Genomic DNA, 24,966 nt, shown 5'->3' with positions numbered 1-24,966 from the left:
TGAGTATAGGCTACATATCAGGAGAGGCAATAGGCACTCTTGACAATAGGCAAAAGGAGCAATAGATAATCAGTTTTTAATAACCAGATTTAGTATATAGCTGTTCTCACACCTGTGTGGCACAGTTTAACCCTTGCTGATTAAGCTTTTCAACATCGATAATGTACCTCTTGCGAACAGGAAACGCTATAATATCCTTAAGCTAACCAAAAAACTTGGCTTTATCTTTAACTAATTTTGTCCCGATTCCAGCGGCGATGACTTCGGAGAGAATGCTAATTAAACGATAGATAGCAACGGTGACAAGTACGTTAGCGGCGGGAAATTTCTCTGTGTCTAAAAGTGCGATTGCTGTGGCTTCAAAAACTCCTAATCCCCCCGGCGCTCCCGGGACAACTAAACCCAATAACCAAGCAAAACTAAAAGTCCCTAAGAAGGGTAAAATCTGAGCGGGGGTAATCATTTTTAACACCATCCAAGCTAAAATAAAACCCGCACCGCGCCACAATAAAAATCCAGTTTCACCCAAGAGAGGGACGAGAGGATATTTAGTTAGATAAACAGGTTCTTGAGCAATCTTTTTCTTTTGGCTGAGGATTTTCAGAGGATAATTTAAAAATTTGGGATGAATGCCGATTAAAATTAATCCTAAAACTAATATCTGTATCCCTAGACTTGAGCTAGATTTCATCCAACCTAAACCACTAGCAATTACTGCTATAGCTAAGGCTGCACACACCAGTAATAAAAGTTCTAATAAAACGCTTAAACTAGCGGTTCCCCAATCACTTCCTGCTTTATTAATTGCCACGATGCGAGCATAAAAGTGACCGATATTACCGGGTAGATATTTTCCTAAATTGGTAATCATATAGATGCCAATTCCTGTGGAGGTTTTAATCGGTTGTTGATAGCTTTTGAGTATCCATGTCCACACCCATCCTGCCCAAATTTGAGCGATAACGGTGGTTACAAGTGCCAAGAAAAGAAATAACCAGCCATGATTTTCAATTCTAACTGAGGTGACGTTATCCCAGTTATTTTTAAGGTTACTGAGAACAAAAAATAAGGTTCCCCCAATAATCAGCCAACGTAGAAACTTGTTCAGCATTTCGTTTTTTCCTTTATTCATTTTCTGGAGGAAACCAATCGAGATCAAGGAGATTTTCTAAACTGTAGGGACATTTCCAAGGAAAACTAACTTGATCATCGGTTTTTTCTCTAACATAATTTAAGGCTTTCTGGTAAATACGAGGTAATTCTTGAGTGAGATAATTGCGGAGATTAGTAGTTAAATAAGTGTCGATCTGGTTTTTGAAATTGACAATTTCTGAGCGCCAATGACTACGATTATATGTTCTTTCATCTTCCCAAAATTGTAGGACTAAACAATGTCTGATAATTTGCTCTAATAAACTGGCAACACGAAACTTTTTCTCGCTTCCTAAATCTTCTAACTCCTCGATTAAGTTTTCTAAATCTAAAGCTTCATATCTTTTATTCTTCAAAAGTTCTATAGTTTCTTCTAACCAGAGGTAATCATCAATTTCGTAGAGAGTTTTTAAGTTGAGAATAACAGTCATTTTTTATCTCTTTGATGATAAGATGGCAGGCAATTAGGATCGAGAAGTTCTTCTAAACTGTAGGGACAACTATCGGGGAAAGTAACTTTATTTTTTGTCTTTTTCCGCACAAAGAAAACTGCATCTTCATAAATGTTAGTTAATTCATTTTGTAAATAATTACAGAGATTAGTGGTTAAACGTCTTTTTAGCTGAATTTGAAAGTTGACTATTTCTAACTCCCAGTGATCCTGATTATATGCTCTTTCTTCTGTCCAGAACTGTAGGAGTAAGAAATGTCTAATAATTTGCTCTAATAAACTAGCAACACGAAACTTTTTTTCGTTTCCCAAGTCTTCTAACTCCTCGATTAAATTGTCTAAATCTAAAGCGTCAAAATTTTTAGCCTTGAGCAGTTCTATAGTTTCTGATAACCAGAGAGAATCATCAATTTCGTAGAGAGTTTTTAAGTCGGGAATAACAGTCATTTTTTATCTTCTTTATTCGTAAGGTGGTAGCCAATTAGGATCGAGAAGTTCTTCTAAACTGTAGGGACAAGTATCGGGAAAGTTAACTTGATTGTTGGTCTTTTTTCTCACATAACGGATTGCCTTCTGATAAATATTATCAAATTCTTGTTCTAAATATTTCCGTAAACTTGCCGTTAGGTAGGTATTTAATTGATCTTGAAAATTTACCAGTTCTGCTTGCCAATGAGCTTGGTTATATTCTCTTTCCCTTGTCCAAAATTGTAATAATAAACAATGTCTAATAATTTGCTGTAAAAAACTAGCAACACGAAACCTTTTTTCGTTCCCCAAGTCTTCTAACTCCTCGATCAAGTTTTCTAAGTCTAGCGCTTCAAAATTTTTAGCCTTGAGCAGTTCGATAGTTTCTTCTAACCAGAGAGAATCATCAATTTCGTAGAGAGTTTTTAAGTCGGGAATAACAGTCATTTTTTATCTCCCCTACAATAGGCAATAGTGACCGGTTAAATCGATCACTAGAGCTTTTTTACTGTTTATATACTAGATAATTTTAGCGGAGCGCAGACCGAAAAAGAGACCGAGGGCAATTCCGGTAAAAACGATCAGATAACCCGCTAAAGCAGCAACAGCTAACACAGACATGGTGAAAATCTCCCAAGTAATTTAATCTTTTTTAGCATTGTACCGTTATTCTTGCCCTTCCCCTTCCTCGTCTTCCATATCTTCCCCAAAACGCTGCTGGGGGGGAATTGCGGCGACAATTGCCTCGATTACCTTGCCGACTGGAACAATTTCTAAGCCCACATCTTCGGGATAAACTTGACCTCTGGGGACAATTGCCCGTTTAAAGCCCAATTTCGCCGCTTCTTTTAATCTTAGTTCCATTTGCGACACTAAGCGCACTTGTCCGCCTAATCCCACTTCCCCGATTAAGACTGTGCGCGGATCCACGACTCGATCGCGAAAACTGGCGACAATAGCGATCGCAACTCCCAGATCCGCCGCCGGTTCTTCCACTCCCAACCCTCCTGCGGAGGCAACATAGGCATCTAATTTCGATAAAGGAATGCCGACGCGCTTTTCTAAAACGGCGAGAATTTGCTGTAATCGGTTGTATTCTATGCCCGTGGTCGATCTTCGGGGGGAAGCATAGCTGGTAGGGCTAACCAATGCCTGTAACTCCACCACAATCGGGCGTGTACCTTCACAGGCTACCACCGTCGCCGTACCGGGGGAAAATTCATCGCGATTACCTAAAAACAATTCCGAGGGGTTTTCCACTTCCACCAAACCGTGATCCACCATCTCGAAAATACCGATCTCATGGGTGGCCCCAAAACGGTTTTTCACGGATCTTAAGAGACGATGGGAGGCATAGCGATCGCCTTCAAAATATAACACCGTATCGACCAAATGTTCCAAAACTCGCGGACCAGCGATCGCCCCTTCTTTAGTCACATGACCGACAATTAATAAAGTAATATTCTCCCGTTTTGCCACCTGCATCAAGGCGGAGGTACATTCGCGAACTTGGGCGACGGATCCCGGTGCGGAAGTTAACGCCCCAAAATAAAGAGTTTGAATACTGTCAATTACCGCCACCTGTGGGCGTAAAGATTCTAATTCCCGCAAAATTTCCTCTAAATCGGTTTCTGGCAAAACGTAGAGATGATTATCGAGTTCTGCGGTTGATTCAGAGGCTTTTTTCTCCTTGCCATTGCCGTTATTTTCCGACTCCACGGGAACCACTCCCACCCCCAAACGGGCAGCCCGCAGTTTAATCTGTTGTCCCGATTCTTCGGCGGAAACGTAGAGGATGCGCGGTAATCTTTGGGCGAGTTGGTTGGTAACTTGCAGTAAAAGCGTCGATTTGCCGATACCCGGATCGCCGCCAATTAGTACAAGAGAACCGGGAACAATGCCACCACCGAGAACGCGATCGAATTCCCCGTAACCGGAGGGAAAACGTTCCTGTTCATACTGGGTAATTTCCGAGAAGCGAACCGAGATGCGCGGTTGGGGGTTGCGTTGCCCTTTGCCGTTATTTGGGCGACTATTTTGCCATCCTGGGCGATTTACCGCCGGATTATTGCCACCAGCCATCACTTGTTCTTCTAGCGTCCCGTAGGTGTCACAACTGGGGCATTTTCCCAACCATTGGGGAGATTCCGCCCCACAAGCGCTACAGATATATATTGTTCGCGATTTCGCCATGTTTTTTAAGAAAAGTTGAAGAAAAGCGGTTTGGGGATCAATTCTCTTGTCAAATTTAATTAAGTATGATATAGGGGAAGCAAGACCCTAAAGTTATTGATAATTGCCATAAAAGAAATAAAATAGGAAATTTAGGCTTAATGATAACGGCAAAAGGATATTCTATAAACAGGAACGCTCGTTATTTAACTTTAAAATTCATCACACTATTTAACTAAGGAGTGTTAATTCAGTTGGAGAACCAGAAGGAAAAAATTCTCGTTGTTGATGATGAAGCCAGCATCCGTCGTATCTTAGAGACTCGTTTGTCGATGATTGGTTATGAAGTCGTCACCGCCGCCGACGGCGAGGAAGCTTTAGAAACCTTCCGCACCGCCGAACCCGATTTAGTGGTTTTGGATGTGATGATGCCGAAATTAGACGGTTACGGTGTCTGTCAGGAACTCCGCAAAGAATCGGATATTCCTATCATTATGTTAACGGCTTTGGGGGATGTGGCCGATCGAATTACTGGACTAGAATTGGGTGCCGATGACTATGTGGTTAAACCCTTTTCTCCCAAAGAACTCGAGGCGCGGATTCGTTCGGTGTTGCGTCGGGTGGAGAAAAATGGCGCTCCGGGGATTCCCAGTTCTGGTGTGATTCATATCGGTTCCATTAAAATCGATACCAATAAACGCCAAGTTTATAAGGGGGATGAACGCATCCGTCTGACTGGTATGGAATTTAGTTTACTGGAATTATTGGTCAGTCGCTCGGGAGAAGCTTTTTCCCGCTCGGAAATCCTTCAGGAAGTTTGGGGTTATACCCCCGAACGTCATGTGGATACGCGGGTGGTAGATGTGCATATTTCCCGTTTACGAGCCAAATTAGAGGATGATCCCAGCAATCCTGAGTTAATTCTCACCGCTAGAGGTACAGGCTATCTTTTTCAACGGATTCTAGAACCAGACGAGGAATAGTTCTCAGCTATGGCACCAGCTGATCCCAATCGTATTTTAAGACTGTTACCCCTGTTCGCCGGCATCGTCGGGGGTACGGTGTTAATGTTTAATCGTTTTGCCACTGCCGATTTAACCCCATCGCAAGCGCGTTCCGATGTGATGGGAGTGATTTTGAGTGGGGTTTTAATTTTGGTGGGTTTAATCTGGCAAAGAGTTCAACCCCGCTTACCAGATGCTGTGGAATTAATCGGGCGCGAAGGCCTGGAATTTGCCCCAGATTTGCCAGAACCGGTTAAAATTGAGCTTGCTTGGGCTTCCCATTTACTTTTAACTAACACCGTGACAAAATCTCTGATCGTTTATTATCGGGGAGAAGTTTTATTACGTCGCGGTATCTTAAGCCAGAATTCTGAAGTTAAAGTTAGTAATATTATCAAAAGAGTTTTAGAAACTGGTAAAGCAGTTTATTTAGTTAATTTAAATTTATATCCCGCTAAAATCGAGTTTGACTATTTGCCAGAAAACACCCAAGGCTTAATCTGTCAACCCATCGGTAAGGAAGGGGTGTTAATTTTGGCGGCAAATGCACCGCGCAGTTATACTAAACAAGATGAAATTTGGATCGAGGGAATTGCTGATAAATTAGCCAACACTTTCAGTCAGTTTTAGGCGATTTCACTTTGTAGCTCAGGATTTTAACCGATGACTCAAACTGGTGAAACCTTTACCTACTCCCTTGAATCCGTCCTGACAAGCATCGAGAGTAAAATCGACACTTTCCAAAGAGATGTTAATCAAAAACTTGCACTCTCCAACAAGATGTTAATGATTTAAAAGTGGAAACCACAGAAATAAAGGGAGAGATTAAAACTCTGACTGAAAAAGTCGCAGGTCTCGATAAACGAATGGAAAAAGTCGAAGATAGTTATGCAATCCTAGTTAAAGATATTGCTGACTTGAAAGGGTTTAAATTCCTGATTATCCTAATGGTTGTGACTTTTTTAAGCAGTTTAAATTCAGTACAGCTTAAAACCACAAGAGTGACAGGCAATTGTTCCCTCGCCCCAATTCGTGAAATTCCTCATTGCCGCGATGCAAATTCCCCACCCCCTAGGTGTCCGGGTGGGGACTGACGCGGGATCGTTCACCCTAATTTCGGTAAACCCATACTATAGTTCTGCACTCTGGCATTGAGATTATAGCTAATTTCGCCTTTTTGCAGGAGAGAACGGATAAAATGTTCCAGATCTGAACCGATGCGACGGAGATTATATTCGCTCAGTTCTTCCCCATTGTAGGACTCTACCAATTCATCAAACTTACTATAAACCTTATTGAGAGCCACTTCTTCCCAATTAAATTCATTATCGGGATCCACATCAAGAGTCAAAACATTGTTACTCTCGATCAATTGATTATTTTTTACTTCAGCCGTATAAATGCGAATATGACGGGTCGTGGATTTTAACAGCATGGAATCTTCAGGGTAAGTTAGACGCTATGTCTAAGATTTTGCCATGATTTGCGGCAATGGGGAAATGGGAATTATGAATTATGAATTATGAAGTGGGGTAGATAGGGAAGTGGGGAAGTGGGGAAGCTGTCTTATCACCCTATCACCCTATCACCCTATCTCCTGTCTCCCGAACAATGTTTACGGATCGACCGGAAACGTGATACTATGATAGATTGCAGTGTTTAAGCAGAGATCACGAGTCCTATGGCCTTAACCCAGACCAAGAAACAAGAACTAATCAGCCAATATCAGTCCCACGAAACCGATACAGGATCATCGGAGTTACAGGTAGCTTTCTTAACCGAGAGAATCAACCAACTGACCGAACACCTGAAAGCTAACCCAAAAGACCACGCTTCCCGCCGGGGATTACTCCAGATGATCGGTCGTCGTCGGGGACTGTTAACCTATATTCAGAAGAAAGATCAACAACGTTATCAAACCCTGATTGGTCGTCTCGGAATTCGCCGTTAAGCTTACCCCCTTTGCATCCCTACCATGGCCTCTGAATCGAAATCGACGGAGAAAAAACAGCGTCTCCCCTTTGAGCCGCGCCAAAATAAGCGAAAAACCCCGAAAATTGCCCCTAGTCCCGTGCCACCGCCGATAAAAAATCGCTCCGAGGAAACCAGCTTAAAGGCAATTCCCCAAGTGGTCAGTCAACGGATGGCCAAACGCATGGCAGTATTTTGTGGCATTCCGACAGCATTGGGGATAACTTCCTTTTTTGGCTTCTACTGGATTATTAGCCACGATCTTCTCGAAATCCCTTCCTACGTCGCCATGCTCGTCAGTTTAAGCCTATTTGGTCTAGGTTTCATCGGTCTGAGTTATGGCATCTTCTCCGCTTCTTGGGATGAGGATCGGGTGGGGGATTGGCTAGGATGGCAAGAATTTCAAGCTAATTTTGGCAGAACGATCGCCGCGTGGCGGTCCGGCAAAAAAGAAATGGAAGAAAAATAGATAACCTCTAGAAATCGTCAACAATAGAGATTAAAGGAAACAATAAAAGGTTAATGCCATGATTGTTGTCATGAAAGTTGGTTCCCCGGAAATTGAAATCGAGCGCGTCGGTGCCGAATTCGAGGCATGGGGATTAAGTCCCGAGAAAATCGTCGGTAAGCATAAAGTCGTCATCGGTTTAGTCGGAGAAACGAGGGAATTAGACCCCCTACAAATCCAAGAATTAAGCCCTTGGATCGAAACCGTCCTGCGAGTCGAACAACCCTTCAAACGCGCCTCTTTAGAATACCGTCACGGCGAATACAGCGAGGTTTTAGTCCCCACTCCTAACGGTGTTATCCCCATCGGCAGAAATCATACCGTTAGCATTGTCGCCGGCCCCTGTTCGGTGGAAAATGAGGCGATGATCGTGGAAACTGCCAAACGAGTGGCGGCAGCCGGAGCGCAATTCCTCCGCGGTGGTGCCTACAAACCCCGCACTTCTCCCTATGCTTTCCAAGGTCACGGGGAAAGCGCTTTGGAATTACTAGCGGCGGCTAGAGATGCCAGTGGTCTGGGTATTATCACGGAAGTAATGGACGCGGCGGATCTCGATAAGATTGTCGAAATAGCCGACGTGGTACAAGTGGGGGCCCGCAATATGCAGAATTTTTCCCTCCTGAAAAAAGTTGGGGCGCAACCGAAACCAGTCCTACTCAAGCGCGGCATGGCGGCCACTATTGAAGATTGGTTGATGGCGGCAGAATATATCCTCGCGGCAGGAAATAGCAATGTCATTCTCTGCGAACGCGGTATCCGCACCTTTGACAGTAAATATACTCGCAATACCCTAGATTTATCCTGTATTCCCGTTTTAAGAACTTTAACCCACCTGCCGATCATGATCGATCCTAGCCACGGTACAGGTAAATGGGAATATGTACCGACCATGGCCATGGCTTCCCTGGCAGCTGGGGCCGATTCCTTGATGATCGAGGTACATCCTAACCCAGCCAAGGCCCTATCCGATGGGCCGCAATCCTTGACCCCCGACAGGTTCGACCAGTTAACGCGGGAGTTAGCGGTCATTGGTAAGACGATTGGGCGTTGGCCCCAGGTTCCAGCACTGGTTTAATTAAGATGGTCAGGGGGTGAATCAACCCCCTTTTTTGGGCATAAATTTCGCTTTTCGGGGCAGTTATGGTGACAGTTCCTCTGGAGTTAAATACTGAGCAAATTAGGGGCGAAAAACGGGTTACTTTTTATCATCTCAGTTGGTTATCCTATCGGCAAATTTTACAGGCCCTAGGGGAAAATAATCGCGCCCATTTATTTTATGATCGTGGCACTTTAGAAATTACTATGCCCCTAGAAGAACACGAGTTTTATCGAGAATTAATTGGACGTTTTATCTATTTTTTGGTGTCCGAATTGGGTTTAAAAATTAAAAGTATGGGTTCCACAACTCTAGCTAGGGAAGATTTAGAACGAGGGGCAGAACCCGATAATGCTTACTATATTCAAAATCAAGCTAAAGTGCTAGGAAAAAGAATTAATTTAACTGAAGATCCGCCGCCAGATTTAGTGGTGGAAGTGGATATTACCCACACGGATATTAATAAATTAGCACTTTATGCCCGTTTGGGAGTGCCGGAATTATGGCGTTTTAATGGACAAATCTGGCGCATTTATCGGTTAGAAAAGGGGGTTTATCAGGAAGAAGAATTTAGTCCCACTTTTCCCCTAGTTCCCAAAACTAAACTCTATGAATTTTTAGCCACTGCTAAAGAGGATGAAGTCAGGGCAGAAAAGAATTTAAGAGCATGGGTTGTTAGTCAACTAGCTGAAAGTTGAGGTAATTATGGTGACGATTCCTCTGGAGTTAAATACTGAGCAAATTAGGGGCGAAAAACGGGTAGTTTTTAATCATCTCAGTTGGTTATCCTATCGGCAAATTTTACAGGCCCTAGGGGAAAATAATCGCGCCCATTTATTTTATGATCGTGGTACTTTAGAGATTACTATGCCCCTAGAAGAACACGAGTTTTATCGAGAATTAATCGGATTATTTATTCGGATTTTGGTGGTAGAATTGGGTTTAAAAATTAAAAGTATGGGTTCCACAACTCTAGCTAGGGAAGATTTAGAACGAGGAGCAGAACCGGATAATGCTTACTATATTCAAAATCAAGCTAAAGTGCTAGGAAAAAAAATTAATTTAACTGAAGATCCGCCCCCAGATTTAGTGGTGGAAGTGGATATAACCCACACGGATATTAATAAATTAGCACTTTATGCCCGTTTAGGAGTGCCGGAATTATGGCGTTTTAATGGACAAATCTGGCGCATTTATCGGTTAGAAAAGGGGGTTTATCAGGAAGAAGAATTTAGTCCCACTTTTCCCCTAGTTCCGAAAACTAAACTCTATGAATTTTTAGCCACTGCTAAAGAGGATGAAGTTAAAGCAGAAAAGAATTTAAGAGCATGGGTTGTCAGTCAACTAGCTAAAAATAATTAACTAGGGTTTGCTGAAAAAGTTTGTTGGTGGGGTTAGGAGCCGGTCGTCAGGAGTCAGGAGACAGGAGAATTAAGAATGAGTAATAATTAATTAAATGGTTTATTTAGAGATTTTCTGCCAGTTAATCTGGCTCTCCCCTACTTGTGGTCATAAGAAAAAGTTATGAAAAAGTCAGAGATCCAAATTTTCTTGGCCCATGCCAGTGAGGACAAACCAGCAGTTTTGGCACTGCATGAGCGCCTTAAGCAAGCGGGATATAAACCTTGGTTGGATAAAAAAGACCTGATTCCGGGGCAAATTTGGCGAGATGAAATTCCGAAAGCGATTAAAGCTAGTCAGATTTTTCTCGCCTGTCTGTCAGCGAAATCGGCTAATAAACAGGGATACATCCAACGGGAGTTGAGGATTGCACTTGATACCTTGGGAGAGATGCTACCGGGGACAATTTTTTTTATTCCCATGAGGTTAGAAGAATGCGAAATTCCTGATCTGCGACTTGCAGAAGTTAGCTTGAATCTGCGAGATATTCACCGGCTTGATTATTGGGAAGAAGACGGATTTGAGCAACTAGAAAGAGCAATTACCCATCAGTTCAATCCTGAACCGGAAGAGCCAAAACAACTGTTATCAGTATTTAACTTTGAGGTGGTGGGAGTAAATGCGAAGGGTGAGCAAATTAGAAAAGAGTCGAAACAGTCCCAATATTTCAGGGAAGATCTGGGCAAAGGCATCACCTTAGAAATGGTCGCCATTCCGGGGGGAACTTTCCTGATGGGAACAGAAGATGAGGAAATCGAAAGACTGGTTAAAAAATTTAATTGGGAAGGATTTAGAAGGGAAAGACCACAACATGAAGTAACTGTCCCACCCTTCTTTATGGGTAAATACCCCATCACCCAGGCCCAGTGGAAAGCGATCGCCTCTCGCACGGATTTAAAAGTTAAACAAGACCTTGATTTCAACCCAGCCTATTTTAAAGACCGTCCCGATAGCGATCGCCGTCCCGTGGAACAAGTCAACTGGTACGATGCGATCGAGTTCTGTGCGAGATTATCAAAACTAACGGTTCGGGAATACCGACTACCGAGTGAAGCGGAATGGGAATACGCTTGTCGTGCTGGAACCACCACCCCGTTTTACTTTGGGGAAACCATTACGGGGGAATTGGCTAACTACAATGCCAGTAATACCTACGCCGATGAACCGAACGGAGAATATCGAAACGAAACAACTCCCGTGGGACAATTTCCCCCAAACGCCTTTGGACTGTACGATATGCACGGCAATGTCCGGGAGTGGTGCGCCGATACTTGGCACGATAACTATGACGGTGCGCCGACGGATGGCAGTGTCTGGATAGAAAATGGTAATAATAATCGTTCTCCTCTGCGGGGCGGTTCCTGGGGCTACAATCCTACTTACTGCCGTTCCGCGATTCGCTACGACTACTACTTCCGCCGCGTCAACCGCATCAACAATTACGGTTTTCGGGTAGCCTGCGTTTTCGGGAGAACTCTCTAACCCTTTTGCCTTTTTCCCCTTTTACCCTCATTCCCTATTTTTTCTTTTTTCTTTTCTTTCCCGCCCTTAGGCGGGTCGATTTTGTAGGGGCGAACTCGACCCATTTGGTCGATTTTTGCTTAACAATTGTCAAGGATTGTTAAGATGCGCTTACCCTGCACTTTTCCCCTAGTTCCCAAAACTAAACTCTAGGAATTTTTAGCCACTGCTAAAGAGGATGAAGTCAGGGCAGAAAAGAATTTAAGAGCATGGTGTCAACAGACTTGCAAAAATTAGGTGGGCAATGCCCACCCTAATCTTAGGATGGCGGTTTGTAGGTAGAAGCAACGGATAATTCCTTTAATTGCTTCGCTGCCACTGTTGAAGGTGCAGAAGTGAGTAAACAACTAGCTTGCTGGGTTTTCGGGAAAGCAATCACATCGCGAATTGATTCTTCCCCTGCTAACAACATCACCAAGCGATCTAAACCGTAGGCGATGCCACCGTGGGGAGGGGTTCCGTATTCAAAAGCTTCTAACAAAAAGCCGAATTTATTATAGGCTTCCTCTGGGGATAGACCGATGGTGGCGAAGACTTTTTCCTGTACTTCCCGTTGATAGATCCGCAAACTGCCGCCACCGATTTCAATACCATTAAAAATCATATCGTAGGCGAGGGCGCGAGCATGGGCTAGATCGTCTAAATCTTCGGGATTAGGGGCAGTAAAGGGGTGATGCAATGCTTCTAGGCGTTTTTCCTCGGCGTTGTATTCAAACATCGGGAAATCCGTCACCCAGAGGAGGTTAATTTTCTCGGGATCAATTAATCCCAATTGTTCCCCTAAAACTAAGCGTAGGCGGGATAGGGATTTATTGACTGTATCGGTATCTCCTGCCCCAAATAAGAGCAGATGCCCCGGTTTTGCGCCAGTCTTCTCGATTAAAGCCTGTTTTTGTGCCTCTGTCAGGTTATCTTTAATCGCACCAATGGTATCAAAATCGTAGTCTTCGCGCACGCGGATGTAGGCAATTCCCTTCGCCCCCGCATCGGTGGCTTCTTTGAATAAATCCCCACCCGGTTTGATTCTGACGTTGGAAATCGCCTCGTTACCGTTGGGAATCGGTAAAACTTTCACCGTCCCACCACTAGCGATCGCACCTGAAAACACCTTAAATCCCGAATCGGCAAAAATCTCCGCCACATTGACCAATTCCAAGCCAAAACGGGTATCAGGGCGATCGACCCCATAGCGATCCATAGCCTCAGCATAGGTTAAACGGGGCAGGGGCAGGCTTATATCGATATTTTTGACTTTTTTGAAGATATGAGCGATCAAAGCCTCATTCAGGGCTAAAATCTCGCTTAAGGAGAGAAAACTCATCTCCATATCCAACTGAGTAAATTCTGGTTGACGATCAGCGCGCAGATCTTCATCGCGGAAACAGCGGGCGATTTGATAGTAGCGATCCATTCCCGACACCATTAATAATTGCTTAAATAATTGCGGTGATTGGGGTAAAGCGTACCATTGGCCCGGGCTGACCCTGGAAGGAACCAGATAATCCCGCGCTCCTTCGGGAGTCGATCGAGTTAAAATCGGCGTTTCCACTTCGATAAAATGCTGTTCATCTTCGAGAAAACGGCGCATTTCTTTGACAACTTGGTGACGTAGTTGTAAATTCTGACTCATACGCTCCCGGCGTAGGTCTAGATAGCGGTATCGCAAGCGCACATCTTCCCGGACCGATTCACTTTCGGAACTAGAGACGACAAAAGGCAGTTGTTTAGTAACCCCGTTGAGAATCTCGATGCTAGTGGCGTAAATTTCGATTTCTCCGGTGGCAATGCGCGGGTTAAGGGATTCGGTAGGCCTTTGACTGACTGTTCCCGTCACCTTGAGGACATACTCGTTTCTGACGGTTTCAGCAATGGGATAGGAAGCGGGGGTTCGTTGGGGATCGCTGACGATCTGGACAATACCACTGCGATCCCGCAGATCAATAAAAATAACGCCACCGTGATCGCGACGACGATCGACCCAACCGAAGAGGGTGACACTTTTTTCAATTTCGATCGCGCTAAGGTCGCCACAGTAGTGAGTTCGCATAGTCTAACTAGAGAATTACTTATATTACGAATGTAGTATAGAAAGGATGTGGCCAGAAAAAAATCAGACGGCCTTGTTCATTATGCCGGTATTTTGTCGCTCTTGTCCCCTTGTTTAGAGTATTTTTATGGTCTCTTAGTCCTCAGCCATCAGCTTTTGGCAGATCGGCTATAATAGACCTCTTGTGAAAACTAAAAATTGTTGTTAGGGTTAGGAGTCAGGAGTCAGGAGTCAGGAGAATTAAGAATGAATAATAATTAACTAAATGGTATATTTACAGATTTTAGGCAATTTAATCCTTATTTTTGCCGTTTTTGAACCCTCAAAAATTAATTATGCAAGAGATCTAATCAACAAGGCTCATCTAGCAGTTACCAATTTTAAACGATTAAAATCATGAATTCCTTAGAAAAAAAAATGGTGGAACTGTTAAGAGAACTCAGGGAAGATCACCATGTTTCAGGGGTAAAAGCAGAATTCGAGACGGAAGGAACCCGACTGACGGAAGCGATGCGGTTGAAAGAAATTAGTCTGAAAGCGGGGGTAGATTTTAATCTGAAAATTGCTGGTTGCGAAGCGATCAGAGATATCTTTGATGCGGTTAATTTAGGAGTCGATCGCTTAATTGCTCCCATGGTAGAAACAGCCTACGCTTTACAAAAATATCTGCGGGCAGCTAGGAGGGTTTTAGCTGACCAAGGGATGGAAGATGTGGAGTTATTGGTTAATATTGAAACGATTACTGCCTGTGAGAATTTTCAGGAAATGTTGGCGATTCCAGAGATAAAATCTCTCGATGGTATCGTCATCGGACGGATGGATTTAGCCTGTTCTTTGGGATTAACTCGCCGGGATGTCAATAGCGAGCAAGTTTTAGATCTGGCTTTACCTTTGGCAAAAAAGGCTAAGGCTGCCGGTTTGACTGTGGCTATTGGGGGTGGGGTGTCACTAGATTCTTTACCGTTTTTCAAAATGTTCTGCCAAGGACATTTTGACCGCTTCGAGACGCGCAAAGTTATCTTTGATTGTCCCCAAGCTTTGGATAATTTTAGTTTAGCTTTCCAAAAGGCGATCGAGTTTGAATTACTCTGGCTAGAGAATAAAAAAAATTATTATGGTGCTATTGTTCGTGAAGATGACCAGCGTTTAGAAATCCTCCATGATTTACTTTTTGGTTAAAGATATTCGTCCTTCGATCGACCGCTCAAAACCTAGGCAGCTCCAATCAATCTGACAAATAAAAGGTAAGTCCAGCTGCGTAAATCTAAAAACCTTGTTGGATCAGATTTTTAGGCTTTTTGGTTTCCAAAAAGTGCCAGGGATTGGATCGATCGGGGGTAAATTGGCTCTCTTATTCTTGGTGTGATCAGTTTAACTTAAGTAGGTAGGTGTTAAAAATTGTCAGATGCCCTCTTATTCAGGAGGGATTAAGGGGGTGCCGATCCCCCCTTATCAAGGGGGGCAGGGGGGATCGAACCCAAAATCTATCTTCAATTTAATTAAAACCAGCTACTTATATAGAAGCGATCAATCTTTGTGTCCTTCCTGTCTCTGTGGTTCGCACCACACCCCCGCCCCCACCAACCAACTTTTTGCCGCAAACCCTAGATAGTTAACAGTTTCCCATCCCCAGTAGCTAATCTGGATCTTTTGTCGCAGCACATCTGGTCTATTTTGTCAAAAAAACTTTTTCGTTTTAACATAAGTACACATATTTTTGGCAAAAGATCTTTTTCGTCAAAGGAGCAATTGGCAAGTTTTTCCTGGAGACGAATTAGTAATCCTAGACATGGTAAGGGTTTTAAGGTACAAGGCCTAAAAATGCACAGAGTAACCCGATTCTTAAATCCTAGCAGCAGGCTGTAACTATTGCAATCTCGTTGACAAATAGGAATTTTTCTCAATTATTTTTTAAGAAAAGTAAAGATGAAGGAATGTAAATTTAAATCTTCTCAAGTATATTCAGATTTTGATAAGTTTTTGTTATATAAATTAGTCCTTGGCATTCAGCTTCTGAGAGCAGTTATCTTATTGGTGAAGTACAAAGTTGTTGTTTTGGGAAGTCTCCGAGCAAGGAGAAGATACCAAATCCAGTTATAATTCATCTTTAGGAGAAACGCTATATTTTTGAGTGTAATTGTCAATTTCCTTTTTATTATCAATCTAGCTGATGGCTGACGGCTAATAGCTTTCTTTTTCCTCCGTCACCAGAGTAATACCTGTCCATTCTCCCTTCTGATCATAAGAACGAATTAAGCGCTGTCTTTGAGTAGGAGAAAGTAACCAACCCAGCTCTAAAACAAAAGGATGACCGGCAGTGATTTTCAGAGGTGTATTACAGGAAGCTCCATCGGGCAGTAGCAGAATTTGCATCGGCAGCGGACTATTTTCAAACAACAATCTTTGTCCCTCAATACGAGCGCTAGAAGTAATTTGATTATCACCAAAAGTCAAAGTTTGCGAGAGATAATTATCCCCCTGACGCTCGATCGAGATATGGGTAGAATAGGCAGCAGAATTATAAAAATCCCGTCCCGTTGTCACCGCTTGTCCACGCCATTGACCCAGTAATTGCTCCACCGTTAACATCGCTCTTTCTGGTGACTGAGAATCCACTAACTTTTCCCGAATTAAAGTCAAGCGATCGAACTCACAGCGCTCATTAAATAACTGTACGATTCTTAATCGTCTTTCTCCAGAGATTAACCCAAATTCTGCCCCGAATTGTGAGGAAAAACTACTAAAATATAAAGAACCTTGGCAAAAAGCTCCCGTCTGGCTAAATAGAATACCCTGATGGAGAGAACTATACTCTAAAATCAAATCTTCCGGCGCTCGATCGCTGTAGAGACGGCGAACCAATTGACGAATCGATCGATTATTATTAATGCCTTGCAAAGATACCAAAGTCGGGGTATCTTCGATCAAGTCGCCTTGGGGAGACAGACGGGTAAAAGAACCTTGCCATTGACCGAGATTTTTTAGTAAACATTCCCACTGGGAGAGCATAATAATTGAGGTAATTGGGGGAAATAGGAAAAAATACATGGGAACAATTCGATTAATGCACGCCAAACTCCATCGAGTGCGCGTCAGCGAGGCTAACGTCGATTATGTCGGCAGTATCACTATCGATCGAGAATTGATCGAGCGGGTCGGTATTTTGCCCCTTGAAGAAGTGGATGTGGTCAATCTTAGCAATGGTAAGCGCTTTTCCACCTACGTTTTTCCGGGCCAAACCGGGGAAATTTGCCCCAACGGTGGGGCGGCTCTGCTCTGTCAACCCGGAGATATTTTGATTATCTATGCCTACGAACAACGTCCGAGGCAAGAAGTTCTCGAAAACGGTCATTTTGCCAAAGTTCTCGTCGCTGATGCCGAAAATCGCTGTCAGCAATTTTTTGAACAGAGTCTAATTCCCCGGGGTGATGGTCAGGGAGTGGAATTCCATAGCCAAGAATGCTGATTCTTGTCCCAAATTTGTTAACTTTCCCGTCATAATAAGAATAAGTAATGTAAATTTTCTTAGAATCAGCCCCCATGCGTGTAATTCTCATGACTGGTAAAGGAGGCGTGGGTAAAACCTCCGTCGCCGCCGCTACAGGACTCCGATGCGCCGAACTTGGCTATAAAACCCTAGTTCTCAGCACCGATCCCGCTCACTCTCTCGCTGACAGTTTTGATCTCGAATTAGGTCACGATCCTCGTTTGGTACGTCCCCATCTTTGGGGGGCAGAATTAGACGCACTAATGGAATTAGAAGGCAACTGGGGCGCGGTAAAACGTTATATCACCCAGGTATTGCAAGCTAGGGGTTTGGATGGAGTGCAAGCGGAAGAATTAGCGATTTTACCCGGAATGGATGAGATTTTCGGCTTAGTTCGCATGAAGCGCCACTACGATGAGGGTACTTATGATGTGTTGATTATCGATTCCGCACCCACGGGGACAGCTTTACGATTGCTGAGTTTGCCAGAGGTGGGCGGTTGGTACATGAGAAGATTTTACAAACCTTTACAGGGAATGTCGGTGGCATTGCGACCACTGGTGGAACCTTTATTTCGACCGATCGCCGGTTTTTCCCTACCGGACAAGGAAGTTATGGATGCTCCCTACGAGTTTTATGAGCAGATCGAGGCTTTAGAAAAGGTTTTGACCGATAATACTCAAACCTCGGTACGTTTGGTGACAAACCCCGAAAAAATGGTGATTAAGGAGTCTTTACGCGCCCATGCCTATCTAAGTCTCTATAATGTTTCCACCGATTTAATTATTGCCAATCGGATTATTCCCGACAAAGTAACCGATCCTTTCTTTGCTCGTTGGAAAGAAAATCAACAGGGTTATAAACAGGAAATTTACGATAATTTTCATCCCTTACCGGTTAAGGAAGTTCCTCTCTACTCGGAAGAAATGTGTGGTTTACCCGCTTTGGAAAGACTGAAAGAAACTCTTTTTGCTGGGGAAGATCCGACGAAGGTTTATTACCAAGAAAACACCATTCGGGTAGTTCAACAGGAAAATAATTACAGTTTGGAGTTATATTTACCCGGCATACCCAAGGAACAAATACAGCTAAATAAAACTGGAGACGAGTTAAATATTCGCATTGGGAATCACCGTCGTAATTTAGTCTTACCCCAAGCTTTGGCAGCCCTGAAACCTTCCGGAGCAAAGATGGAAGATGATTACCTGAAAATCTCTTTTAGCAACGTGGTGAAAGTGTAATTTCTCCAGAGTAGGTGGGAAGTGGGAATTATAAATTCTAAATTATGAATTATGAATTGGGAGGTGGGGAGTTTTTTCAGTAATCAGTGAACTGAAAAATAACATCTACTTAGGGTTTGCGGCAAAAAGTAGGGGCGAAGCATTCGGATAGAAAATCTACGGTTTCAGCGATAGGTTATTGCCCGAATGCTTTGCCCTTACAGGACTTGAAAATCTTGCAGCTGCTTCGCCAAACGAGACACTAAACCCCTTACCTCGTCTATATTTCACATTTATTCAGCCAACCTTACTGATGATTTTCCCAGAAAAATCAAGAGAGCCATATTTTTTCTAACCATGCCAGGACACTTTCAACATCTGCCACTTTTTCTCCTTCGGGTACGGGTGGACGTTGTACCATGACCACGGTTATTCCCAACTCCCTAGCGGCGATAATTTTGGCGTAAGTGGCATCACCGCCGCTGTTTTTACTCACGATCGCCCCAATCTTATATTCTTGTAAAAGAGAGCGCTCTGACTGTAAGGAAAAAGGCCCCCGTTCCAACAATAATTTTCCAATCGGTACGATGGCATCTGCTTCTGGAGGGTCAATCATCCGCATCAAAAACCAGATATTTTTTAGATGTGCATAACTTGCCAGTTCTTGCCGACCAATAGTGAGGAATATCCGCGGCGCTAACCCGGGTAAAATATTCGCCGCCGCTTGATTGTTTTCTACTTCAATCCAATTATCTCCAGATACTTTTTCCCAAGCTGGACGACTTAAGATTAATCGAGGAATACCACAATCCAAGGCGGCTTGAGCGGCATTAAAGGAAATTTGCGCGGCAAAGGGATGGGTGGCATCAATTAAACAATCAATGCTTTCTTGGCGCAGATAATTGGCTAACCCGGTGGCACCACCAAACCCCCCCCGGCGAGAAGGAGTTGTGAGAGTAATCGGTTCTCTCGTGCGACCGGCAAAGGAAGCGATGGCATCTATACCCGGAATTGTCGCAATTTTAGCCGCTAATGCCGCCGCTTCCCCCGTTCCCCCTAAAATCAGCACTCTTTTATTTTTAGTCATCTAGCAATCGTCAAAAGGTTAACTAATTTTCCATCTTCCTATCTTCCCTTGCAAAGGAAGGAGATTTTGGGGGTTACACAAGAGCTAGAACCTCTGGAAATGCGTTACAAGGGAGAGCCTTGCAACGAGGTAATCTAAACATATTGACTTTCGCTGTATAATCCAAATACAGTCTATCAACTCTCTACTTGCGCTTAGAAATTAGTTAAGCGGAAACAGTGATCTTGATCGTAGACGGAAAAAACGAAAATAGCGATGATAAAGCTAACAATTAAGTTTTAGACTATGTTTAGCCTACAAAATAGACGAGATACGAGAATTCCTGTTAAAATAGAAATAGCAGGGGCGGAATTTAGAAAAAACATTGGTTGGACAACGGTAGGATATACAATGGGATCCCTGTTAGCTGGGCCAATAGGCGGTGTCATTGGGGGATTAACGCAGGGAAACGGACAAAACGTTAAATGTACGGTTTATTTTGAAGATGGCAGCGAGAAAACCATCACTTGCAAGGATAAAAACCTACAATTTGAGCTTTTTGTCTGGACTTGGAGAATAGAACATTGCAAGTCAGAACAGGATTATGTTGATTTTGGACTCGACTTTAACACTCTTGAGCGAGGGAAAATAGTTAAAACTGATAGAGTTGGGGAAGTTTTAAATTTTGACCCCGAAAACAAAAGCTTAAAAGAGCTTTGGGGTGGTATGCACCTTTATCTGGCACTGCACAAATTATTTAAGTTAGAAATTGAGCGATATTTCTGGGAACAAAGAAAAGAACGGGTATTGCTAGAAACCGATACGGGCGGGTTAAAAATACCGCCTAAGTTCGATTTAATAAGTTTTTGTATTTATGGATTTGTTCTCTTTGTTATAGCAAGCGCAATTATGCAGAACTGCACAAAACAGCCAGAGAGCCAACCAAACTATCTTCCGACTGAAAGCGAGAGCCGCTAATGCTTGACGAAATCAACGCCACTTTAAAACGGGTAAAAATTCAAGTTAGAGATGATCGCCGATCTTAATGAGACAAGTCAGCGTCTCCCTCCCTTACCTGATAGGTTACACAAGAGCTAGAACCTCTGGAAACGAGGTAATCGAAAAAAAGTCTTTCTCTACTGCTCACCACAAGGAAGAGAGCCAAGAATTGAAAAAAATGGTTTCTAAGTAGCTGGACACAATTAATTACATAAGTAGCTGGTTATAGTTAAATTGAAGATAGATTTTGGGTTCGATCCCCCCTGCCCCCCTTGATAAGGGGGGTGCCGGTAGGCGGGGGGATTTACCCTTGATAAGGGGGGTGCCGGTAGGCGGGGGGATTTACCCTTGATAAGGGGGGTGCCGGTAGGCGGGGGGATTTACCCTTGATAAGGGGGGCATCTGACAACTTTTAACGCCTACCTACTTATGTAGGGCTTGCTGAATAAAGCTAAAAACCTTGTTGGATAAGACTTTTAGATCTTTTGTCAATCAAAAAGTACCGGATATGGGAGTGATCGGGGGGAAATTTAGGCACTTTTTCCCTGAAAATTAGGTAATTGACCGCCTGAAAATGGGTAAAACCCTACACCCTACACCCCACACCCTGCCCCCACCAACAAACTTTTTCAACAGACCCTAATTAACTTAACAATATAATCCCTGAATCCACTGCCATTCTTGGGTTAATCCTTCGGCTAAAGAGACTTGGGGGTTATAACCTAGAATAGTACGCGCTTTGGTGACATCGGCGGCGGTGTGACGGGCATCTCCCCGGGCCAATCCTTGATGCGATCGCTCAATAGGTTTACCGATGACTTTTTCCATGGTATCCAAGACATCCAGTAAAACCACGCGACTGCCACCACCAATATTAAACACCTCACCCACCGCTTCCGGCACGACGGCAGCGGCTAAATTAGCGGCTACAGCATCGCTAATGAAGGTAAAATCGCGGGTTTGTTTTCCATCTCCGTAGATGCCGATCGGTTTACCCGCGATCGCTGCTTGAAAAAACTTATGGAAAGCCATATCGGGACGTTGCCGCGGTCCATAAACGGTGAAATAACGCAAGGCAGTGACGGGAACGTTAAAATTCTGGTGATATAGCCAACAGAGTCTTTCTGCCGCTAATTTGGTGATGCCGTAGGGTGAAACTGGTTGGGGACAAAGGGTTTCCGGAGTCGGCATCGTTTCCGCATTGCCATACACCGAGGAAGTGGAAGCAAAAACCATCCGTTGTAAAGAAGGGGTTTCCCTGGCGGCCTCAAGAATAATTTGAGTAGCATTTATATTCCTTTCGGTATATTGACGAAATCCATCACCCCAGCTTGCTCTGACTCCTGCTTGGGCTGCCTGATGGAATAATACTTCTACTCCTTGCAACAGTTGTCTCCAGTCGAGGGCTTGTATATCCGCTTCAATTAACTTAAATTCGGGATATTTTGCTAGAATATGGGCATTTTTGCGCTTTAAACTGGGGTCGTAATAATCATTAAATTGATCGATCCCGATCACCTGATCTCCTTGTTCTAAAAGCTTTTGTGCCAAGTTAGAACCGATAAAACCCGCGACACCAGTAACAATATGAGTAGCCATTTAATCCTAGTCGTTGATATTTTGTATCGATTGTAATCATTTTTGCGCTTTTTGCCGCAATTGATTTCCGCCGTCCGCTGTCAGCTTTTAGGGGTCAAAATCGATAGATTTATTAAGTAGCTGGTTATAATTAAATTAAAAATGGATTTTAGGTTCGATCCCCCCTGCCCCCCTTGATAAGGGGGGTGCCGATAGGCGGGGGATCCCCCTTAATAAGGGGGGCATCTGATAATTTTTAACGCCTACCTACTTATATCTCCTGCAAAAATCAAAAATCTTCCCTTAGATTAGGAGACGGGAGACGGTCTAGGGGAGGAGAAAAAAGACAATAGACAACCATCCCATCCATAAAACCCAAGATTATCTCAAATCCGACATTCCGCACATCTTCATATATTTTTATATGTTTTTACATTCCCCAAGATGTTTTTACGAAAAACTGTCATTGTAGAGAATACTATTGAGAACTATTTTCAATAATTGATTTTTTCTGAGAAAACCAATTACAATTCTTCACCTTGATAAAAATCCATCATTGTAGCTATAATCCTTACTGGCAAAGGGTTGTAAGCAATGTATTAGTAAAAATTATCAATTGAATGTTAAGAAGTGCGGAAGATGGGTCAAATTTATCTGAGGTTTTAGATAGGGGCTGCTGAAAAAGTTTTTCGTGGGGGCAGGGTGTGGGGTGTGGGGTGTGGGGTGTGAGGTGTTGGGTTTTGCCAATTTTGAGGACGTTCGGCGAAGCTCAGTCGATCCGTGGTCAATTACCTAATTTTCAGAGAAAAATCACTTGAAACTTCCCGCTGCTCATTGCAAAGACCGGCACTTTTTGAAATCAAAAAGGACTAAAGATATTATCGAAAAAATAGGGTCTATTTACAGATTTTAGGCAGTTTAAGCCTTATTTTTGCCGTTTTTGAACCATCAAAAATTAATTATGCAAGGGGTTTAATAAACCTGAATAGGCGATCGATGATAACTGATAGAGCTTACAGTATAGTGATTAATAGAAGCAATTTGCAAAGAATTATCGAGATAAAGAATGGATATTCGATCGACTGACACCTCGCTCCTTACTTGGACAGGAGATACTTTAGCCCTAGGTTTACCAGAAGGAGCCGTAGAGATTGCAGGAGAATTGGCAGAATTAAACAATAAACTGGGGGGAACCCTAGAGGATCTCATCTCCGAGACGGAATTCGAGGGAAAATTAGGCAGCAGTGCGGCGACTCGTCTAGGTGGTGGTGGTCCGATTCGCAAATTAATCCTGGTGGGATTAGGAAAAGCTGCCGATTTCGACCTGCAAACCCTGCGTCTAGCGGCCGCTGCCATCGCTCGTCTGGCCAAACAACAAAAAAGCCAAGCTCTGGCCATCAGTTTACCGGTAGTTGGTGATCAGTGCGCCACCGCCGGAGCAATCACGGAAGGACTACTACTGGCCAATCATCAGGATACCCGCTTCAAGTCCACTAAAGAGGAAAAAGGGGCCAAATTAGCAACCGTCGAGTTATTGGGTTTAGGAGAGCAAGCATCGGCGATCGCCAAAGCCGAGCAGATCTGTTCCGGGGTGATTCTGGCCAGAGAATTAGTCAATGCTCCCGCGAACACCGTCACCCCCCTAACCATGGCAGAAACCGCCGAGCAAATTGCCACCGAATACGGATTAAGTCTTAATATTCTGGAACAGGAAGAATGCGAAAGCTTGGGTATGGGAGCATTCTTAGGAGTGGCAAAAGCATCGGATATTCCCCCGAAATTCATTCATTTAATCTATAAACCCCAAGGAACCCCGAAACGTAAACTAGCAATCGTCGGTAAAAGTTTGACCTTTGATTCCGGCGGTTTGAATATTAAAGGGGCCGGCAGTGGCATCGAAACCATGAAAATGGATATGGGGGGTGGTGCCGCCACCCTAGGCGCGGCTAAGGCGATCGCTCAATTACGGCCAGAAGTGGAAGTACACTTTATCTGTCCGGCTACGGAAAATATGATTAGTGGTCGCGCTATGCACCCCGGGGACATCTTAACCGCTTCTAATGGCAAAACCATTGAAGTCAATAACACCGATGCCGAGGGACGATTAACCCTGGCCGATGGCTTGGTTTTTGCGGAAAAATTAGAGGTAGATGCGATCGTGGATCTAGCCACGTTAACTGGGGCCTGTGTCGTTGCTTTAGGGGAAGATATCGCCGGTTTATGGAGTAGCGATGAGAGTCTCGCTGCTCAACTCCAAGAGTCCGCTAAATTGGCCGGCGAAAAATTCTGGCCAATGCCTCTAGAAGAAAAATATTTCGAGGGGCTGAAGTCTCAAATTGCCGATATGAAAAACACTGGCCCGCGCCCCGGCGGTTCCATTACAGCCGCTTTATTTTTGAAGCAATTCATTAATAATACTCCCTGGCTCCACCTAGATATCGCAGGACCCGTCTGGTCCGATAAGGAAAATGGGGTTAATAATTCTGGGGCCACCGGTTTTCCCGTCCGCACTCTAGTTAATTGGGTGATAGCCAATAATTAAGTTAACGGTAAGCAGTAAGCGGTATTAAGTGGGGACTATTTTCACTGATTACTGTTTACTGATCCCGGAAAAATCTCCGGCTCTTCTCGATTTTGTCTGATAATTTTTGCCTATGGAATCGTGAAATGCTGATCGGGCAAGACTTTCAGCGCTATTTTGACGGATATTCTATCAGTATAGACCTCGTTTTCACACAGAAACCAGAAGAGCCAAATCTCCCTTACCCCTAACCCCTATCTCAAGGTCGCGAGAGGACTCCCGTTAAACCGCGTAGCGGTTAAGG

Annotated in this window: 24 protein-coding genes and 2 pseudogenes; 15 read left to right on the top strand and 11 right to left on the bottom strand. The window is 43.7% G+C overall.

The window, feature by feature from the left end:
* Positions 1-202: 202 nt before the first annotated feature.
* The 6 genes from N0824_RS12030 to radA form a co-directional block, all read right to left on the bottom strand.
* The gene (locus N0824_RS12030; protein ID WP_108936919.1) at positions 203-1,132 is read right to left on the bottom strand and encodes a YbhN family protein; all 930 of its coding nucleotides are present in this window, start codon (positions 1,130-1,132) and stop codon (positions 203-205) included.
* Positions 1,125-1,583: a DUF29 domain-containing protein gene (locus tag N0824_RS12025; protein ID WP_108936918.1), complete on the bottom strand. Its 459-nt coding sequence runs from the start codon at positions 1,581-1,583 to the stop codon at positions 1,125-1,127. The genes N0824_RS12030 and N0824_RS12025 overlap by 8 nt, the downstream gene beginning before the upstream one ends.
* The gene (locus N0824_RS12020; RefSeq protein WP_108936917.1) at positions 1,580-2,050 is read right to left on the bottom strand and encodes a DUF29 domain-containing protein; all 471 of its coding nucleotides are present in this window, start codon (positions 2,048-2,050) and stop codon (positions 1,580-1,582) included. The genes N0824_RS12025 and N0824_RS12020 overlap by 4 nt, the downstream gene beginning before the upstream one ends.
* Before the next feature lie 12 nt (positions 2,051-2,062).
* Positions 2,063-2,518 carry a DUF29 domain-containing protein gene (locus N0824_RS12015; protein WP_108936916.1) on the bottom strand — a complete coding sequence of 152 codons (456 nt, stop codon included), beginning with the start codon at positions 2,516-2,518 and terminating at the stop codon, positions 2,063-2,065.
* A gap of 72 nt (positions 2,519-2,590) precedes the next feature.
* Positions 2,591-2,692, bottom strand: coding sequence for a cytochrome b6-f complex subunit PetL (gene petL / locus N0824_RS12010; protein WP_002752397.1), 102 nt, complete (start codon positions 2,690-2,692; stop codon positions 2,591-2,593).
* Positions 2,693-2,737: 45 nt separating this feature from the next.
* Positions 2,738-4,264 (bottom strand): DNA repair protein RadA, encoded by a 1,527-nt coding sequence (gene radA, locus N0824_RS12005; protein ID WP_002804099.1) that lies wholly within the window; start codon positions 4,262-4,264, stop codon positions 2,738-2,740.
* A 233-nt stretch (positions 4,265-4,497) separates the two neighbouring features.
* On the opposite strand from radA, the gene rpaB reads away from it, so the two are divergent.
* The 3 genes and pseudogenes from rpaB to N0824_RS11990 form a co-directional block, all read left to right on the top strand.
* Positions 4,498-5,226 (top strand): response regulator transcription factor RpaB, encoded by a 729-nt coding sequence (rpaB, locus tag N0824_RS12000; protein WP_002781934.1) that lies wholly within the window; start codon positions 4,498-4,500, stop codon positions 5,224-5,226.
* A 9-nt stretch (positions 5,227-5,235) separates the two neighbouring features.
* Positions 5,236-5,877, top strand: a complete 642-nt coding sequence (locus N0824_RS11995) for a cofactor assembly of complex C subunit B (RefSeq protein WP_108936915.1) — start codon at positions 5,236-5,238, stop codon at positions 5,875-5,877.
* 33 nt (positions 5,878-5,910) lie between these two features.
* Positions 5,911-6,239 (top strand): annotated as a pseudogene (locus tag N0824_RS11990) (shikimate 5-dehydrogenase); the annotation flags it as partial.
* 113 nt (positions 6,240-6,352) lie between these two features.
* On the opposite strand, the gene N0824_RS11985 reads toward N0824_RS11990, so the two are convergent.
* Positions 6,353-6,682 carry an NAD(P)H-quinone oxidoreductase subunit M gene (locus N0824_RS11985; RefSeq protein ID WP_002738864.1) on the bottom strand — a complete coding sequence of 110 codons (330 nt, stop codon included), beginning with the start codon at positions 6,680-6,682 and terminating at the stop codon, positions 6,353-6,355.
* A gap of 246 nt (positions 6,683-6,928) precedes the next feature.
* On the opposite strand from N0824_RS11985, the gene rpsO reads away from it, so the two are divergent.
* The 7 genes and pseudogenes from rpsO to N0824_RS21735 form a co-directional block, all read left to right on the top strand.
* Positions 6,929-7,198 carry a 30S ribosomal protein S15 gene (gene rpsO, locus N0824_RS11980; protein ID WP_002741886.1) on the top strand — a complete coding sequence of 90 codons (270 nt, stop codon included), beginning with the start codon at positions 6,929-6,931 and terminating at the stop codon, positions 7,196-7,198.
* Between the two features lie 24 nt (positions 7,199-7,222).
* The gene (locus tag N0824_RS11975) at positions 7,223-7,687 is read left to right on the top strand and encodes a PAM68 family protein (protein ID WP_108936914.1); all 465 of its coding nucleotides are present in this window, start codon (positions 7,223-7,225) and stop codon (positions 7,685-7,687) included.
* Between the two features lie 58 nt (positions 7,688-7,745).
* Positions 7,746-8,801 carry a 3-deoxy-7-phosphoheptulonate synthase gene (aroF, locus tag N0824_RS11970; protein WP_108936913.1) on the top strand — a complete coding sequence of 352 codons (1,056 nt, stop codon included), beginning with the start codon at positions 7,746-7,748 and terminating at the stop codon, positions 8,799-8,801.
* Positions 8,802-8,866: 65 nt separating this feature from the next.
* Positions 8,867-9,520: a Uma2 family endonuclease gene (locus tag N0824_RS11965; RefSeq protein WP_108936912.1), complete on the top strand. Its 654-nt coding sequence runs from the start codon at positions 8,867-8,869 to the stop codon at positions 9,518-9,520.
* Between the two features lie 7 nt (positions 9,521-9,527).
* Positions 9,528-10,184, top strand: coding sequence for a Uma2 family endonuclease (locus N0824_RS11960; protein ID WP_108936911.1), 657 nt, complete (start codon positions 9,528-9,530; stop codon positions 10,182-10,184).
* 162 nt (positions 10,185-10,346) lie between these two features.
* Positions 10,347-11,705, top strand: a complete 1,359-nt coding sequence (locus N0824_RS11955) for an SUMF1/EgtB/PvdO family nonheme iron enzyme (RefSeq protein ID WP_108936910.1) — start codon at positions 10,347-10,349, stop codon at positions 11,703-11,705.
* 159 nt (positions 11,706-11,864) lie between these two features.
* A pseudogene (locus N0824_RS21735) lies at positions 11,865-11,981 on the top strand (Uma2 family endonuclease); the annotation flags it as partial.
* Positions 11,982-12,003: 22 nt separating this feature from the next.
* Here N0824_RS21735 and aspS read toward each other — a convergent pair.
* Complete coding sequence (aspS, locus tag N0824_RS11945) at positions 12,004-13,791, bottom strand: aspartate--tRNA ligase (protein WP_108936909.1); 1,788 nt, start codon at positions 13,789-13,791, stop codon at positions 12,004-12,006.
* A gap of 396 nt (positions 13,792-14,187) precedes the next feature.
* On the opposite strand from aspS, the gene N0824_RS11940 reads away from it, so the two are divergent.
* Positions 14,188-14,970 carry an aldolase/citrate lyase family protein gene (locus N0824_RS11940; RefSeq protein ID WP_108936908.1) on the top strand — a complete coding sequence of 261 codons (783 nt, stop codon included), beginning with the start codon at positions 14,188-14,190 and terminating at the stop codon, positions 14,968-14,970.
* 1,002 nt (positions 14,971-15,972) lie between these two features.
* Here N0824_RS11940 and N0824_RS11930 read toward each other — a convergent pair.
* A complete protein-coding gene (locus N0824_RS11930; protein ID WP_108936973.1) occupies positions 15,973-16,800 on the bottom strand; it encodes a DUF3598 family protein in 828 nt (275 codons plus the stop codon).
* A 37-nt stretch (positions 16,801-16,837) separates the two neighbouring features.
* Between N0824_RS11930 and panD the strand changes: the two genes are divergently transcribed.
* Both panD and N0824_RS11920 read left to right on the top strand, forming a co-directional pair.
* Positions 16,838-17,257 (top strand): aspartate 1-decarboxylase, encoded by a 420-nt coding sequence (gene panD, locus N0824_RS11925; RefSeq protein WP_108936906.1) that lies wholly within the window; start codon positions 16,838-16,840, stop codon positions 17,255-17,257.
* A gap of 74 nt (positions 17,258-17,331) precedes the next feature.
* Entirely contained in the window at positions 17,332-18,519 is a 1,188-nt protein-coding gene (locus tag N0824_RS11920; RefSeq protein ID WP_046663184.1) for a TRC40/GET3/ArsA family transport-energizing ATPase, read from the top strand.
* Positions 18,520-18,829: 310 nt separating this feature from the next.
* Here N0824_RS11920 and N0824_RS11910 read toward each other — a convergent pair whose 3' ends face one another.
* Positions 18,830-19,585 (bottom strand): cobalt-precorrin-6A reductase, encoded by a 756-nt coding sequence (locus N0824_RS11910; RefSeq protein ID WP_108936905.1) that lies wholly within the window; start codon positions 19,583-19,585, stop codon positions 18,830-18,832.
* A gap of 285 nt (positions 19,586-19,870) precedes the next feature.
* Here N0824_RS11910 and N0824_RS11905 point away from each other — a divergent pair, with 285 nt between their 5' ends.
* Positions 19,871-20,542, top strand: a complete 672-nt coding sequence (locus N0824_RS11905) for a hypothetical protein (RefSeq protein WP_108936904.1) — start codon at positions 19,871-19,873, stop codon at positions 20,540-20,542.
* A gap of 669 nt (positions 20,543-21,211) precedes the next feature.
* Here N0824_RS11905 and N0824_RS11900 read toward each other — a convergent pair.
* Positions 21,212-22,162 (bottom strand): NAD-dependent epimerase/dehydratase family protein, encoded by a 951-nt coding sequence (locus N0824_RS11900; RefSeq protein WP_108936903.1) that lies wholly within the window; start codon positions 22,160-22,162, stop codon positions 21,212-21,214.
* A 1,045-nt stretch (positions 22,163-23,207) separates the two neighbouring features.
* On the opposite strand from N0824_RS11900, the gene N0824_RS11895 reads away from it, so the two are divergent.
* Positions 23,208-24,683: a leucyl aminopeptidase gene (locus tag N0824_RS11895; protein ID WP_108936902.1), complete on the top strand. Its 1,476-nt coding sequence runs from the start codon at positions 23,208-23,210 to the stop codon at positions 24,681-24,683.
* Positions 24,684-24,966: the final 283 nt, after the last annotated feature.

This window comes from Microcystis sp. 0824 (genome assembly GCF_003112475.1).
GTDB lineage: Bacteria > Cyanobacteriota > Cyanobacteriia > Cyanobacteriales > Microcystaceae > Microcystis > Microcystis aeruginosa_C.
The sequence above is the reverse complement of the archived record's forward strand: the minus strand, read 5'-3'. Positions and strand labels throughout refer to the sequence as shown.